11 protein-coding genes are annotated in these 13927 nt (G+C 70.5%); 7 read left to right on the plus strand and 4 right to left on the minus strand.

The window, feature by feature from the left end:
- Window positions 1–429 precede the first annotated feature (429 nt).
- Window positions 430–1863, minus strand: a complete 1434-nt coding sequence (locus tag QIS96_RS23555) for a glutamate decarboxylase (RefSeq protein WP_282544700.1) — start codon at window positions 1861–1863, stop codon at window positions 430–432.
- Window positions 1864–2050: 187 nt separating this feature from the next.
- Between QIS96_RS23555 and QIS96_RS23560 the strand changes: the two genes are divergently transcribed.
- Window positions 2051–2809: a MerR family transcriptional regulator gene (locus QIS96_RS23560; protein WP_282544701.1), complete on the plus strand. Its 759-nt coding sequence runs from the start codon at window positions 2051–2053 to the stop codon at window positions 2807–2809.
- 93 nt (window positions 2810–2902) lie between these two features.
- Here the strand turns inward: QIS96_RS23560 and QIS96_RS23565 are convergent, their stop codons facing one another.
- Complete coding sequence (locus tag QIS96_RS23565; RefSeq protein ID WP_282544702.1) at window positions 2903–3271, minus strand: YbjQ family protein; 369 nt, start codon at window positions 3269–3271, stop codon at window positions 2903–2905.
- Window positions 3272–3458: 187 nt separating this feature from the next.
- Here QIS96_RS23565 and QIS96_RS23570 point away from each other — a divergent pair, with 187 nt between their 5' ends.
- Window positions 3459–4454 (plus strand): DedA family protein, encoded by a 996-nt coding sequence (locus QIS96_RS23570; protein ID WP_282544703.1) that lies wholly within the window; start codon window positions 3459–3461, stop codon window positions 4452–4454.
- 89 nt (window positions 4455–4543) lie between these two features.
- Here QIS96_RS23570 and QIS96_RS23575 read toward each other — a convergent pair whose 3' ends face one another.
- Window positions 4544–6205 carry a threonine/serine exporter family protein gene (locus tag QIS96_RS23575; protein WP_282544704.1) on the minus strand — a complete coding sequence of 554 codons (1662 nt, stop codon included), beginning with the start codon at window positions 6203–6205 and terminating at the stop codon, window positions 4544–4546.
- Between the two features lie 165 nt (window positions 6206–6370).
- Window positions 6371–6862, minus strand: a complete 492-nt coding sequence (locus QIS96_RS23580) for an inorganic diphosphatase (RefSeq protein WP_282544766.1) — start codon at window positions 6860–6862, stop codon at window positions 6371–6373.
- A 255-nt stretch (window positions 6863–7117) separates the two neighbouring features.
- On the opposite strand from QIS96_RS23580, the gene dacB reads away from it, so the two are divergent.
- From dacB to ftsH, 5 genes are all read left to right on the plus strand, one after another.
- Window positions 7118–8584 carry a D-alanyl-D-alanine carboxypeptidase/D-alanyl-D-alanine endopeptidase gene (gene dacB, locus QIS96_RS23585; protein WP_282544767.1) on the plus strand — a complete coding sequence of 489 codons (1467 nt, stop codon included), beginning with the start codon at window positions 7118–7120 and terminating at the stop codon, window positions 8582–8584.
- Window positions 8585–8658: 74 nt separating this feature from the next.
- Complete coding sequence (locus tag QIS96_RS23590) at window positions 8659–9792, plus strand: zinc-dependent metalloprotease (RefSeq protein ID WP_282544705.1); 1134 nt, start codon at window positions 8659–8661, stop codon at window positions 9790–9792.
- Between the two features lie 213 nt (window positions 9793–10005).
- Window positions 10006–11085, plus strand: a complete 1080-nt coding sequence (tilS, locus tag QIS96_RS23595; RefSeq protein ID WP_282544706.1) for a tRNA lysidine(34) synthetase TilS — start codon at window positions 10006–10008, stop codon at window positions 11083–11085.
- Window positions 11086–11128: 43 nt separating this feature from the next.
- Window positions 11129–11668, plus strand: a complete 540-nt coding sequence (gene hpt, locus QIS96_RS23600) for a hypoxanthine phosphoribosyltransferase (protein ID WP_282544768.1) — start codon at window positions 11129–11131, stop codon at window positions 11666–11668.
- A 185-nt stretch (window positions 11669–11853) separates the two neighbouring features.
- Window positions 11854–13899, plus strand: a complete 2046-nt coding sequence (ftsH, locus tag QIS96_RS23605) for an ATP-dependent zinc metalloprotease FtsH (protein ID WP_282544707.1) — start codon at window positions 11854–11856, stop codon at window positions 13897–13899.
- Window positions 13900–13927: the final 28 nt, after the last annotated feature.

A 13927-nucleotide genomic window follows, 5' to 3' on the forward strand; every position in this document is an offset into this window, starting at 1 on the left:
ATGGGGGCTTGCGGTCAGGTCCTGTCCGCATGGACTTTTCCCCACCCCGCCCCTTCCCGAAAGCTTGCAGCAGCTTCGGGGCCAGCCCCCGGACCCCCTCCCCCAAGCTCTCGGCTGCGCTCGAGCAGGGGGGACCCCCATCTCAAACGCCGGAGGGGCTGAATTTGGGCTGATGGGCCCCGATAGGGGCGCGGGGAACTGCGCGAGCAACCACGATGACGGGTCAGCCGAACAACAGCCGGAGACGGGGGCGAAGCCCCGGACAGGGGCGCGGGGAACTGCGCGACCAGCCACAACGGTGGGGCAGCCGAAAGACAGCGGGGCACGGGGCGTAGCCCCCGGAAGCCGTCCGCAGGCCACGCGGCGGCAGCCGCAAATTGACACAGCCGGGAAGGGGCGGGGTGGGGAAAAACCCCCAGCCCCGCACCCCTAGTGGTGGAAGGCCGTAGCCTCCGCCGACGAGCGCCCCGTAGGCCCCGCCTGCGCCCGCAACTCCGGCAGAACCCGCCGCAGATCCGCCAGCAACAACCCCGCCAGGTCCGCGGAGAACCCGTTCCGGCACACCACCCGCAGCACCGAGAGATCCTCCCGGTGCGCCGGAAAGGTGTACGCGGGCACGAGCCACCCCCGCTCCCGCAGCCGACGGGAGACGTCGAACACGTCGTACGCCGTCACCTCGGGCGCCGTGGTGAACGCGAACACCGGCAACTGGTCGCCGCGCGTGAGGAGTCGGAAGTCGCCGAGGGCCTCGATGCGCCGCGCGAGCCCGGACGCGACGTCCCGCGAGGCCTGTTGAACGGCCCGGTAGCCCTCCCGGCCGAGCCGCAGGAACGTGTAGTACTGCGCGACGACCTGCGCGCCGGGCCGGGAGAAGTTCAGGGCGAACGTCGGCATCTCGCCGCCCAGATAGTTCACCCGGAACACCAGCTCCTCCGGCAGCTCCGCCGCCGACCGCCACAGCGCCCAGCCGACGCCCGGGTAGACGAGCCCGTACTTGTGCCCGGACGTGTTGATCGACGCCACCCGAGGCAGCCGGAAGTCCCACTCCAGGTCCGGGTCGAGGAACGGCGCGACCATCGCGCCCGACGCCCCGTCCACGTGCACGGGAACGTCGAGGCCCGTCCGCTCCTGCAACTCGTCCAGGGCGGCGCACAGTTCGGCCACCGGCTCGTACGAACCGTCGAAGGTGGAGCCGAGCACCGCGACGACTCCGATGGTGTTCTCGTCGCACAGCTCGGCCGCCGCCCGCGGGTCCAGGTGGAAGCGCTCGCCCTCCATGGGGACCTGGCGGGCCTCCACCTCCCAGAAGTTGCAGAACTTCTCCCAGCAGACCTGCACGTTGACGCCCATGACGAGATTGGGCCTGGCCTCGCGCGAGGGGTACCGGTCGGCGTTGCGCTTGGCCCAGCGCCGCTTGAGCGCCATCCCGGCGAGCATGCACGCCTCGCTCGAACCGGTCGTCGAGCAGCCCACCGCCGCGTCCCCGTCGGGTGCGTGCCACAGGTCGGCGAGCATCGCCACGCAGCGCCGCTCCAGCTCGGCGGTGCGCGGGTACTCGTCCTTGTCGATCATGTTTTTGTCCCGGCACTCCGACATCAGCACGCCGGCCTGCGGCTCCATCCAGGTGGTGACGAACGTGGCCAGGTTCAGACGCGCGTTGCCGTCCAGCATCAGCTCGTCGTGGACCAGTTGGTACGCGGTCGACGGCGGCAGCGGCCCGTCCGGGAGCCGGTGTCTGGGCGGCGCATCGGTCATGCCGCCGACCGGGTTCGCCTCCCCGAGGAAGGGGTTCAGGGCGAGCCTGCGCAGCTCGCCGTCCGGCCCCGGCCCCGGCTCCTGCTTCTCGCCCTTGTGCAGGGACATCGCGGCGCCTCTCTCTCGTACGCGTACAAGCGGTCCCGTACGCGGTCACGATAACCAGGCAAAAGGGGCGAAAGCCTGTCGAGCGTGCCGCTCGTGGAACCGCCGGAGAATCGGGCTTGCACCTCACGCGGCGTGAGGACCGAGGGTGAGTGACGTACCGAAGGAACACCGAAGGGAGCGGGCGGCGATGAGCTATTCCGTGGGACAGGTCGCGGAGTTCGCGGGCGTCACGGTGCGCACGCTGCACCACTACGACGAGATCGGCCTGCTGGTCCCCAGCGAGCGCAACCGCGCCGGGCACCGGCGCTACAGCGACGCGGACCTGGACCGGCTGCAGCAGATCCTGTTCTACCGGGAGCTCGGCTTCCCGCTCGACGAGGTGGCGGCACTCCTGGACGACCCGGACGCGAACCCGCGCGAGCACCTGCGCAGGCAGCATCGGCTGCTGACCGAACGGATCGCCCGACTGCAGAAGATGGCCGCCGCCGTCGAGACCGCCATGGAGGCGAAGAAGATGGGCATCAACCTCACGCCCGAGGAGAAGTTCGAGGTCTTCGGCGACCACGACCCGGACCAGTACGAGGAGGAGGTCGAACAGCGCTGGGGCGACACCGAGGCGTACGCGGAGTCGAAGCGCCGCCAGGCCTCGTACACGAAGGAGGACTGGCTGCGCATCCAGCGCGAGGGCGACGAGGTCACCCGGCGCTTCGTGGCCCTGATGGAGGCGGGCGTCGCCCCGGACTCCGAGGAGGCGATGGACGCCGCCGAGGAGCACCGGCAGTGGATGTGCCGCAACCACTACGAGTGCTCGCACGAACTGCACAGCTGCATCGGCGAGATGTACGTGTCCGACCAGCGCTTCACCGTCAACATCGACAAGACCAAGCCGGGCCTCGCCGCGTACGAGCGCGACGCGATCGTGGCCAACGCGAACCGGCACGCGTGATGGGTCCGAAGGCTGACAGGCCCTGTGCGTGACCGGTAAGGGGCGCCCGCAATGGTGCGGCGCCCCTTACTTCCGTCTCGTGGAACCGCCTGCTCAGGACTGCGGCGCGATCACCACGGCCGTGCCGTACGCGCACACCTCCGCCGCGCCCTCCATCGCCTCGGCCACGTCGAACCGGAACATGAGGACCGCGTTGGCGCCACGCGCGCGTGCCTGCTCCACGAGGCGTTCCATCGCCTGGTTGCGGGTCTCGACGAGCGTCTTCGTCAGCCCCTTGAGCTCGCCGCCGATCATCGACTTGAGCCCCGCGCCGATCTGGCTGCCGAGGTGCCGGGACCGCACGGTGAGCCCGAAGACCTCGCCGATCACCTGCTGCACATGGAATCCGGGCACGTCGTTGGTCGTCACGACCAGGACGTCCGCCTCCGGCGTCTGGCCGCCACCGAAGTCCTGGATGCTCATCCTCGTCCTCCTCCGTCGGGTCGATACCGCTCGATACCGCTCGACTGCTCAGCTTTGTCCGGATACCGGGGCCGTGCATCCTGGGGGAGCACGGTGGAACCTGGCCCCCGTTCCTCGCGTTGATAGCTTTGGGCGGCCGCATCGGCTGCTTCCCCTCCACCGACACCCCCAGGAGCCCGGACCCGTGATGACGACGCTTGCGCTCGGACCAAGCTGGCTCGATCCGGACTTTCTGCTGAACAAGTTCGGACTCATCGGCCTGCTGATCATCGTGTTCGCCGAGTCGGGCCTGCTGATCGGCTTCTTCCTGCCGGGCGACTCCCTGCTGTTCACCACGGGACTCCTGGTGACGACGGGCAAGCTCGACACCCCGCTGTGGCTCGTCTGCACGCTGGTCTGCCTCGCCGCGATCCTCGGCGACCAGGCGGGTTACCTCTTCGGCCGCAAGGTCGGCCCGGCGCTCTTCAACCGCCCGGACTCCCGCCTCTTCAAGCAGGAGAACGTGACGAAGGCGCATGAATTCTTCGAGAAGCACGGCCCGAAGTCCCTGGTCCTGGCCCGCTTCGTGCCGATCGTGCGGACGTTCACGCCGATCATCGCCGGCGTCTCCAAGATGAACTACCGCTCGTTCATCACGTTCAACGTCCTCGGCGGCGTGCTGTGGGGCGCGGGCGTCACGCTGCTCGGCGCCTGGCTCGGCAACATCGACTTCGTGCACAAGAACATCGAGGCGATCCTGATCCTGATCGTCCTGATCTCGGTCGTGCCGATCATCATCGAGTTCCTGCGCGCCCGCTCCAAGAGCAAGAAGGCCGCCGCCGAGGCCCCCGCCGCTCCGGCCGCCCCCGCGCCGGGTGCGCCGGGTGCGCCGGGCGTGGACCACCCCACCACACAGCTGCACGCCCACCAGCCGCACCAGCCGCAGCCGTACGGCCAGCAGCCCCAGCCCCAGCGCCAGGGCGAGCAGCCCCAGCCGTACGGGCAGCAGCCGCAGGCTCACCAGCCCCAGCAGCCCCAACAGCCCCAACAGCCCCAACAGCCCCAACAGCCCCAGCAGTACGGCCGGCAGCCCCAGCCGTACGCGCCGCAGCCGGGCCAGGCTCAGCCCCACCCCCAGCAGCAGCCCGGCCAGCCCGGCGACCCGGGCGACCCCGGCCAGCGCGGCCGGCACGCCAGGCGCTGAACCGAGCGTTCGCCGACGCCCAGGAGGGGCGGTCCGTACGAGGTGTACGGACCGCCCCTCCTCGCGTATCCGGGGTGGAGCTCAGCGGCTCAGAAGCCGCGCGTACGCTTCGCCGACTTGCGGTCGCCGCCGGCCAGCTCCTCCCCGGCCGGCACCTTCAGGAACAGCCGGGCCAGCTCGCCGCCCAGGTTCACGCCGATCGCGATGGCGAGCGCGAGTGCGGCCGCCTTGGACAGCTGTGTGAGGCCCGCGTTCAGTTCGTTCTGCGCGATGTTGAGCAGCCCGAAGTAGATCGAACTACCCGGCAGCAGCGGTCCGATGGCCGCCGTCACGTACGGCAGCGCCGAAGCGAACCGGTAGCGCGAGAGCAGCTGCCCGAAGAGGCCGACCAGACCGGCCCCGACCGCGGTGGCGGCCACCGGCGAAAGCCCGCCCGCGTTGGCCATCGCCCCGTAGATCACCCAGGCCACGCCGCCGTTGAGCGTCACGAGCAGCACCGTGGACCGCTCCTGCTGCAGCAGCACCGCGAACGCCATCGAAAGCGCCATCGCCGCCAGGATCTGGATCAGCGGCCGGTTCACGGCGTGGATGGACGTCTCCGGGTTGAGCCCCGCGCTCAGGCGCACGCCCAGATACAGCACCGTGATCACGCCGATCACGATGCCGACGACGAGATAGCCGACCTCCAGAAGGCGGGCCGCCGCGGTGATGTAGTAGCCGGTGAGCCCGTCCTGCACGCCCGCGACCAGGGCCCGCCCCGGGATCAGCGCGAACAGGCCACCGGTGATCACCGCGGAGGCCCGTACGTCCGGCAGGTCCAGGAGGCTGATCGCGACGCCCACCGCGGCGGGCGGCATCGCGGCGGCGATGAACTGGTAGAACTCCGGCAGCCCGCGCCCCGCGCACAGCCACGCCAGCCGGTCGCCCAGCATCGCGCCGAGTGCCGCGGCGAAGAACACCACGACCGTGCCGCCCACCAGCGTCGCCGCCGCCCCCGCGAGCAGCCCGGCCGCGGCGGTGAGCGCCCAGCCGGGGTACGGGTGCCGGTTCCTGCGGATCTCCGCCAGGCGCCGGTAGGCCTCCTCAAGGGAGACCTCGACGTCCTCGGAGCCGATGTCGTCGACGAGCCGGTACACGGCCGCGAGACGCGTGTAGTCGGTGCCGCGCCGCCGCACCGTACGCGAGGACGTCACCGGGTCGTCGACGAGAGACGGCTGGTACGAGATGGACAGCAGCGTGAACGTGACGGTCGGCTCGCAGCGGTCCAGGCCGTAGGCCCGGGTCACGGCGAACATCGCCGCCTCCACGTCCTCGGCCCCCTCACCGCCCGCGAGCAGCAGCTCCCCGATACGCAGCGTCAGGTCGAGCACGCGCGGGACCGCGGGGCCCGCCTCGTCCTCGTGCTTCTGCGTCGCCTCGGGCGCCGGCCGCTCGGCCACCGGGGTGCGCAGCATCGTGCGCATCCGGTCCTGCCAGGGCGCCTCCTTGGTCAGCTTGACCATGGGCACGCCCGAGGGCGGCGTGAACGTGTACGAGATCCGCGCCTCGTAGTTGGGCGGCGGCTTGAACGCCGACGTCTCCGTCTCCTCCGGGGCGGGCGGGATCCGCAGCCCCTCGGGGATGGTGAACTCGGAGGTCGGATGCTCCTCCTCCGGCACAGCGGGAGTCTCCACGCCACCGACAGGGGCGAACGCGCTGTGCGCCTCGTCCGACTGCGGTTTGCGGTCTTCCTCCTCCGCGGTGTCAGCCACCTTCCTCACCTTCTGTGTTGCCTGGGCCGACGAGTGTTGGCAGCCCTTGCGGCCCTCGTACGCACCTCCGATACGGCCAGTATGAGCATGGACACGCGAAGAGGCCGCGCGGACCCCCACAAGGGGTGCGCGCGGCCTCTTTCGGCGGCTGTGCGGCGCTGGGGGTCAGTGACCGCCCTGCTCCTCGAAGCGCTTGTACGAGCGCTCGATCTCGGCCTCGGCGTCGGTCCGGCCGACCCAGTCGGCGCCCTCGACGGACTTGCCCGGCTCCAGGTCCTTGTAGACCTCGAAGAAGTGCTGGATCTCCAGGCGGTCGAACTCGGAGACGTGGTGGATGTCCCGCAGGTGCTCCACGCGCGGGTCGGAGGCCGGCACGCAGAGCAGCTTGTCGTCGCCGCCCGCCTCGTCCGTCATCCGGAACATGCCGATGGCGCGGCACTTGATGAGGCAGCCCGGGAAGGTCGGCTCGTCCAGGATGACCAGGGCGTCCAGCGGGTCACCGTCCTCGCCGAGGGTGTTCTCGACGAAGCCGTAGTCGGCCGGGTAGCTGGTCGAGGTGAACAGGCGACGGTCCAGACGGATACGACCGGTCTCGTGGTCCACCTCGTACTTGTTCCGCGAACCCTTCGGAATCTCGATCGTGACGTCGAACTCCACCGGATGCTCCTCCATGATCAACACAAACTATGGGCGATGCTGCGTCCTCCCGTGGGACACCGCTGCGAACAGCGGTTACTCCGCGGGCACCAACTCCGGCCTTTTTATGTGGTCGGACCCACCGCGGTGCGATCCCGCGGCAAGACGCAGTGATTAAGTGTCCCTCACGCAGGTGTGTGATCGCGAAAGGGGCTGGTCGTGGTGCCTGAGCTCAAGGTGCGGCGGCTTTCCGCGCTGCGACGGCCACAGCGGCCCGTGAAGCTTCCGCCGCTTCCCGATCCGTCCGGACCCCCGCGGCTCCGGAAGCTCACGACCTGGCAGCTCACGGCGTGCGCGGCCACGGTCGGCCTCGCGATCTCGGCCGTGGCGGTGACCGCGGCCGGCCCTTGGGACTCCGGCCAGCGTACGGCCGAGCGGGCCCTGAGCAATGCCGCAGGCCGGGACGGTGGCGCAGATCACGGCAACGGTGGTGAACCGAACGTCGCCCCGAGCGCCCCCGGCGTGCTCACCGGCCTCGGCGCTCCCGCGGGCGGCGCTCCCGCCCCCACCGGGCGCGCCCTCGCCGACGTGCTCGACCCCCTCCTCAAGGACCCCTCCCTCGGCGCCCGCCGCACCGCCTCCGTCGTCGACGCCGCCACCGGCGCCGAGGTGTACGGCTCCAAGGCCGGTGACGCCGTCACCCCCGCGTCGACCATCAAGATCGCCACCGCCGCCGCGGCGCTCTCGGCCCTCGGCCCGGACCACCGCATCGCCACCCGCACCGTCCTGAAGAAGGACCGCGTCACCCTCGTCGGCGGCGGCGACCCCACCCTCACCGCACGCAAGGGCAACCTGGGCAACGCCAGCCTGCACACCCTCGCCGACGCCACCGCCGCCGCCCTGCGCACCCGAGGCATCGACAAGATCAAGCTCTCGTACGACACCTCCGCGTACTCGGGGCCGGACCTGCACCCCATCGGCCCCAACGAGAACATCGCCCCCATCAGCCCCCTGATGGCCGACGAGGGCCGCCTCGACGACTCCACCAGCGGCCCGGCCCCGCGTACCGCCGAACCGGCGCGGGACGCCGCCCGCACCTTCGCCGACCTGCTGCGCGACCGGGACGTGGACGTCGAGGGCGAGCCGAAGTCGAAGAAGGCGGGCAAGGGCGCGGAGGACATCGGAACCGTGCGCTCCGCGCCGCTCGCCGCACTCGTCGAGCGGATGCTGACGCACAGCGACAACGACATCGCCGAGCACCTCGCCCGGCAGACCGCCATCGCCGCCGGCGAACCGGCGAGCTTCGACGGCGCCGCCAAGGCCGTCAAGAAGGAGCTGAAGAAGCTCGAACTCCCGCTGGACAAGGCGAAGTTCGCCGACGGCAGCGGCCTCGACCGCGAGGACCGGGTGAGCGCGAAACTCCTCACCACCCTCCTCGCCCGCGCCTCCGACCCGGACCGCCCCGAGCTCCGCCCCGTCCTCACCGGCCTGCCCGTCGCCGGCTTCACCGGCACCCTGCGCAATCGTTACGCCGGAAGTGGCGCCAGTGCCCCGGGCACCGGCCTCGTCCGCGCCAAGACGGGCACCCTGACCGGCGTGAACACCCTCGCGGGCACCGTCGTCGACGCGGACGGCCGCCTCCTCGTCTTCGCCTTCACCGCCTCCGGCACCGGCGACCCGAACGCCGCCCAGTCCACCCTCGACCGCCTCGCCTCGGCGATCGCCAACTGCGGCTGCCGCTGACGCTCCCGGCGCGGAACCGTCCCGTGCCGTTCCGAGGCCCTTCATCCGTCGGTGCGAGCACGTACGGTTGACGCATGACGAGCATCGGTGGTGCCGCATCTGCAGGGATGGTCGACTGGAATCTCGCGGTGGCGACCGCGACCCGGCTCGTACGGCCGGGGCCCGAGGTCAGCCGGGACGAGGCCCGCGCCGTCGTCGGCGAGCTGCGCAGGCACGCCAAGTCCTCCGAGGAGCACGTCCGTTCCTTCACACGGATGGCGACGGAGGCGGCGCACGACACCCCCGTCCTGGTCGTGGACCGGGCCGGCTGGGTGCGGGCCAACGTCGCCGGGTTCCGTGAGCTCCTCAAGCCGCTCCTCGACAAGATGCAGGACCGCCGCGGCGGCGGCCCCGGCAACGCGATGCTCGGCGCGGTCGGCGGCAAGGTCACCGGAGTGGAGCTCGGCATGCTCCTCTCCTTCCTCGCCTCGCGCGTGCTCGGCCAGTACGAGACCTTCGCCCCGCCCAGCCGCGACTTCCCCGCGGCGGCCGACGGCGGCGGCCGGCTGCTCCTGGTCGCGCCGAACATCGTCCACGTGGAGCGCGAACTCGACGTCGACCCGCACGACTTCAGGCTCTGGGTCTGCCTGCACGAGGAGACCCACCGCACGCAGTTCACCGCCGTGCCCTGGCTCCGCGACCACCTCGAGGGCGAGATCCAGACATTCCTCGGCGAGACCGAGGTCGACCCGATGACCGTCCTGGAGCGGCTGCGCGAGGCCGCCTCGTCCCTCTCCGGCAACGGCCGCCCCGAGGAGGACGAGGAGGGCGGCCGCTCCCTCGTCGAGCTCGTCCAGACCCCCGCCCAGCGTGAGGTGCTCGGCCGCCTCACCGCCGTGATGTCCCTGCTCGAAGGGCACGCCGACTTCGTGATGGACGGCGTCGGGCCCGCCGTCGTCCCCTCCGTCACGGAGATCAGGGAGAAGTTCAAGGAGCGCCGGGCCAAGGGCGCCTCCCGCCTCGACCTCGCCCTGCGCAAGCTCCTCGGCCTGGACGCCAAACTGCGCCAGTACCGGGACGGCGAACGGTTCGTGCGCGCCGTCGTCGAACAGGTCGGCATGGACGGCTTCAATCGCGTCTGGACCTCGCCCAACACCCTCCCCACCAAGGCGGAGATCGCCAAACCGGCGGACTGGGTCGCGAGGGTGCACCGTAAGGCAGAGTCGTGACAGCCATGCCGCCCGTGGCAGAACTGTGCCCCCGCAATCACCCTTCCGAGGGACCGTGAGTCATGGATAGGCGTGCAATGCTCGGGTAGCCGCTCGGCTCTGTCACCATCGACGCACTCTGAGTGACGACGTACAGGTCCGAACGCGGAGCGAACGATCCTCAAGTGACTCGATCCGAGACACACCCCCGAACTTCACGAAGGGAACCGGGCAATGGGTCCCCACCCCGCGGTCGCGGCGATACGCCTGGCGGTCCGCCGCGTACTCCACGACGTACTCACCGACCTCGCCGCGCGCGATCTCGCCGCGCACTCCCACGCATCGAGCGGCGTCGCCGCCGCCCCTGCCGCCACCGCTGTCGAGCCGGGCCGCGCGCCCCTCGTCCTCGTCGCCTGCTCCGGCGGCGCCGACTCCATGGCCCTTGCCTCCGCCCTCGCCTTCGAGGCCCCGAAGCTCGGCATCCGCCCCGGCGGCGTCACCGTCGACCACGGCCTGCAGGACGGCTCCGATCTGCGCGCCGCCGAGGTCGTCGCCCGCATGACCGCCCTCAGCCTCGAACCCGTCGAGTCCGTCGCCGTCTCCGTCGGCCGCGAGGGCGGCCCCGAAGCCGCCGCCCGCGACGCCCGGTACGCAGCCCTGGACGCCGTCGCCGAACGCCACGGGGCCGACGCGATCCTCCTCGGCCACACCCGCGACGACCAGGCGGAGACCGTCCTGCTCGGCCTCGCCCGCGGCTCCGGCATCCGCTCCCTCTCCGGCATGGCCGCCGTCTCCGGCGGACCCGGCGCGAGCGGCCGCTACCGCCGCCCCTTCCTGCAGCTCGACCGCCAGACCGCCCGCAAGGCCTGCATGGTCCAGTCGCTGCCCGTCTGGGACGACCCGCACAACGCCGACCCGGCCTACACCCGCTCCCGGCTCCGCCACGAAGGCCTGCCCGCCCTGGAGAAGGCCCTCGGCAAAGGAGTCGTCGAGGCCCTCGCCCGCACCGCCCAGCTCTCCCGCGACGACGCCGACGCCCTGGACTCCTGGGCCGCCGAGGCCGAGTCCTCCGTACGCGACGAGTCCGGGCTGCTCGACTGCGCCAAGCTCTACGCCCTGCCGCCTGCCGTGCGCCGCCGCGTCCTGCGCCGCACCGCCGTCGCGGCGGGCTCACCTGCGGGCTCGCTGTTCGCCCGGCACATCGAAGAGGTCGACCGGCTGATCACCGGCTGGCGCGGTCAGGGAGCCATCAACCTCCCCGGCCGAGTGGAGGCTCGACGGCAGGGTGGCAGACTTGTCATCCGGCAGGGCTGACACACGGCGAACCGAAAGTGATGTGCGGGTGGACGCGAAAGACATGGGCACCGACCTCGAATCGGTGCTCATCACCAAGGAAGAGATCGACGCGAAGCTGGCCGAGCTGGCCGCCAAGGTCGACGCGGAGTACGCGGGCAAGGATCTGCTCATCGTCGGTGTCCTGAAGGGCGCCGTCATGGTGATGGCGGACCTGGCGCGCGCGCTGTCCACCCCGGTCACGATGGACTGGATGGCGGTGTCCTCGTACGGCGCCGGGACCCAGTCCTCCGGCGTGGTGCGGATCCTCAAGGACCTCGACACCGACATCAAGGGCAAGCACGTCCTGATCGTCGAGGACATCATCGACTCCGGCCTGACGCTGTCCTGGCTGCTCTCCAACCTCGGCTCCCGCGAGCCCGCCTCCCTTGAGGTCTGCACGCTGCTTCGCAAGCCGGACGCCGCGAAGGTCGCGATCGACGTGAAGTGGGTCGGCTTCGACATCCCCAACGAGTTCGTCGTGGGGTACGGCCTGGACTACTCCGAGAAGTACCGCAACCTGCCGTTCGTCGGCACGCTCGCCCCGCACGTCTACGGCGGCTGAGCCGGGCGGGAAGCCCCACGGGAACCCTCAGGGCGTTCCCGCCGTTGGAGCAGGGGAAGACGGGTTTGCCCGCCGTCCCCTGCGTCTCCGGGGACAATGCTGGGGTACCGTCCGAAGAACAGTCTTTTCAACGCCTTATCAAACTCACTATGGCAGGAGGGACGGGGCGATTCCGCTCCGTATGGATGGACGTGAAGCGATACTTCCGTGGGCCGGTCATGTGGATCGTGCTGGCCGTCCTCGCCGTGGTCGTGTTGATGCAGGTCGTCGGCTCGTCCGGCGGCTTCAAGACGGTGGACACCGCGCAGGTCATCAAGGCCATCGACGACAAGCAGGCGCAGACCGCCAAGCTCACCACCGGTGACGAACAGACCATCAAGGTCGAACTGAAGGGCGGCGCCGACAAGGACAAGTACGGCGGCAGCGCCAAGATCCAGGCGAGCTACATCGGCGACCAGGGCGCCCAGCTGGCCACCAAGCTGCAGCAGAACTACGAGAACGGCGACATCAAGGACGGTTACACCGTCTCGCCCTCCAAGCAGAACCCGTTCGTCGGGATCCTGCTCTCGTTGCTTCCCTTCGTCCTCATCGTCGTCGTCTTCCTGTTCCTGATGAACCAGATGCAGGGCGGCGGCTCCCGAGTCATGAACTTCGGGAAGTCCAAGGCCAAGCTGATCACCAAGGACACCCCCAAGACGACGTTCTCCGACGTCGCCGGCTCGGACGAGGCCGTCGAGGAGCTCCACGAGATCAAGGAGTTCCTGCAGGAGCCGGCCAAGTTCCAGGCCGTCGGCGCCAAGATCCCCAAGGGCGTCCTGCTCTACGGCCCGCCCGGTACCGGTAAGACGCTGCTCGCGCGCGCCGTCGCCGGTGAGGCGGGCGTCCCGTTCTACTCGATCTCCGGCTCCGACTTCGTCGAGATGTTCGTCGGTGTCGGCGCCTCCCGTGTCCGTGACCTCTTCGAGCAGGCCAAGGCGAACGCCCCGGCGATCGTCTTCGTCGACGAGATCGACGCGGTCGGCCGCCACCGCGGCGCCGGCCTCGGCGGTGGTCACGACGAGCGCGAGCAGACCCTGAACCAGCTGCTCGTCGAGATGGACGGCTTCGACGTGAAGGGCGGCGTCATCCTGATCGCCGCCACGAACCGCCCGGACATCCTCGACCCGGCGCTGCTGCGCCCCGGCCGCTTCGACCGGCAGATCGCCGTCGACCGTCCGGACATGCAGGGCCGCCTGGAGATCCTCAAGGTGCACCAGAAGGGCAAGCCGGTCGCCCCGGACGTCGACCTCTCGGCCGTCGCCCGCCGCACCCCCGGCTTCACGGGTGCCGATCTCTCCAACGTCCTCAACGAGGCCGCGCTTCTGACCGCTCGCAGCGACAAGAAGCTGATCGACAACCACTTCCTGGACGAGGCGATCGACCGTGTGGTCGCGGGCCCGCAGAAGCGGACCCGGATCATGTCGGACAAGGAGAAGAAGATCACCGCGTACCACGAGGGCGGTCATGCCCTGGTCGCGGCGGCTTCGCCGAACTCCGACCCGGTCCACAAGATCACGATCCTCTCGCGAGGCCGTGCTCTGGGCTACACGATGGTCCTGCCCGACGAGGACAAGTACTCGACCACGCGCAACGAGATGCTCGACCAGCTCGCGTACATGCTGGGCGGGCGCGCGGCCGAGGAGCTCGTCTTCCACGACCCGACCACGGGCGCGGCGAACGACATCGAGAAGGCCACCGCCACGGCCCGAGCCATGGTCACGCAGTACGGCATGACCGAGCGGCTCGGCGCCATCAAGTTCGGCGGCGACAACACCGAGCCGTTCCTCGGCCGTGAGATGGCGCACCAGCGGGACTACTCGGAAGAGGTCGCCGCGCTGGTCGACGAAGAGGTCAAGAAGCTCATCGAGACCGCCCACAACGAAGCGTGGGAGATCCTCGTCGAGAATCGCGACGTCCTCGACAACCTGGTGCTCCAGCTCCTGGAGCGGGAGACGCTCGGCAAGGAGGAGATCGCCGAGATCTTCGCGCCGATCGTGAAGCGCCCGGCCCGCCCGGCGTGGACCGGCTCCTCGCGGCGCACGCCGTCGACGAGGCCCCCGGTGCTCTCCCCGAAGGAGCTGTCGCTCACCAACGGCGCCAACGGCACCCCCGCGGTGACGGCGGCGACGGAGACGGCGACTCCGGCGGACCTGACGAAGGCGCCCGCCCCGGAGGAACGCCCGGAGAGCTGATTTCCGGCTCCCGGCCCCGACAGCGGGC

Source organism: Streptomyces cavernicola (assembly GCF_029968035.1).
GTDB lineage: Bacteria > Actinomycetota > Actinomycetes > Streptomycetales > Streptomycetaceae > Streptomyces > Streptomyces cavernicola.